The 1,805-nt window shown below is 36.2% G+C and carries 1 protein-coding gene; it reads left to right on the top strand.

What is annotated here, in order from left to right; all coding sequences use genetic code 11:
* Positions 1 to 199: 199 nt before the first annotated feature.
* A complete protein-coding gene (locus WBN20_RS13690; RefSeq protein ID WP_424282095.1) occupies positions 200 to 1,465 on the top strand; it encodes an OmpA family protein in 1,266 nt (421 codons plus the stop codon).
* Positions 1,466 to 1,805 lie beyond the last annotated feature (340 nt).

The following is a 1,805-nucleotide window of genomic DNA, read 5'->3' as shown; positions in this document are numbered from 1 at the left end:
CTTCTACAGCTATTTTAATGCCCTTTCATCTATATAAAATGCCACATACCGAGAAGGAAATTGTACTCAGTGATAATAAGTAATTATCAATGGTAATTTTAGGTTTCATATCGAATTTAATTGCACATCAACTTACTTTGTAGGAATCGTATTTAATGGATGGTAATTTTGTAATGTAATACTCCTAAATCATTGCATTATGAAATCTTACATAACAAGCGCTGTAACTATTCTTATCTTTGGGACAACTTCATTTTACGCACAGGAAGAAATTCAATCGACACCACAAGAGGCACTTCAGTTAGATCAACAGGAAGAATTACAGTTGACCGCTAAGGACAGTATGGTGGTGAGTTCCTGGATGGTAGGTTTAGGCTGGAATTTTGTGAATGATTCGGGGGATAGATTAAACAATATTACCAAACTTAATGACAACTTGAATGGTGTTGCTTTTCCTTCCAGAATTAATATAGGCCGTTATTTTAAAAGCGGAATAGGATTGGAAGCAATTGCCACCTACAATAATTATAAAGAGGGCAAGCTCATAGATGGCACAGTTAACCCTGAGGATAAGGACTATTTTGGTTTTGACACAAGGTTTAGTTATGATTTAAACAAAATAGTTGGCCAGACTGGCTGGTTCGATCCCTATCTGGGTGTTGGAGTGGGTTATACCTATGCCAATGACCTGTCAAGAGGCACTTATAATGGAGTTATAGGTTTTAGAACCTGGTTTTCTGATAGATGGGGACTGGATTTCAGTTCATCCGGAAAATGGTCCTTTGGAAATGAAGCTACTAACCACATACAGCACGCTGTAGGTGTTGTATATCAATTTAAGATTGAAAAGGATCTTACCAAAAAAGGTCTCGAAAAATTGGCTTTAATTAAGGCAATGGATGAAGAGGCCAAACGTGTTTCAGATTCAATAAATGCTGCTTTGGAAGCGGAGGCTGCAGCTGCAGCACTTGCAGAAAGGCTAGCCAGAGAGAAAGAAGCAGCCAGGTTAGCTGAATTAGAAAAAGAAGCTAAGGAAAATTCAGAAAAAATGGGAATTCTGAAATTACAAAACAAAATTGATGAATTGGGCTATGTATATTATGACTTTGATTCCTCTTATCTAAACGAGAAGTCAAAAAACACCCTGGACAAAGTATCAGTTTTAATGCAAGATAATCCCTCATATTCTTTCTTGGTTGAAGCTCATGCAGATTCAAGAGGTCCTAAAAAATATAATTTATGGCTATCAGATAAAAGGGCTCAACGTGCAGTAGAATATTTAGAGAGTAGGGGAGTTGCAAGCAACAGGTTAGAGGCAATTGGTCATGGTGAAGAACAACCTGTCAATGATTGCGTTGACGGTGTATATTGCCCAGAAGAGCAGCATAGGCTGAATAGGCGATCATCAGTTACTATTACTATTTTGACAAATCAATATACCACAGACTCTGGGAACAGGAAATAGAATATTTGAAGTCATCGAGATTTCTTAGCTAAGGGTGAAACTTAAGAGAAAAATCATAAAAGAGTAATAACTACTAATCTTGAAAAAGGAACTTACTGGTTAGGTTCCTTTTTTTTCATTACTAGATGTTGCGCCAATTGAACTTTTTTAATTTTTTAGCTCTTCGTTTGTAAAAGAACTTATCGTATTGAAATAATTTACCAATGATATTTTTGTTCCTAAAAAATTGTTTGAAAGTAAATTTAATTGCCAAAATATAGGCCGAAAAGTTAGATTTCATTTTTAGGAGAACCTCGGAACATCTCCATAGTTGTCTCCTGACTGGCCGAAATACCTTCTC

It is taken from the genome of Eudoraea sp. (genome assembly GCF_049665975.1).
In the GTDB taxonomy this organism is placed as follows: Bacteria; Bacteroidota; Bacteroidia; order Flavobacteriales; family Flavobacteriaceae; genus Eudoraea.
The sequence above is the reverse complement of the archived record's forward strand: the minus strand, read 5'-3'. Positions and strand labels throughout refer to the sequence as shown.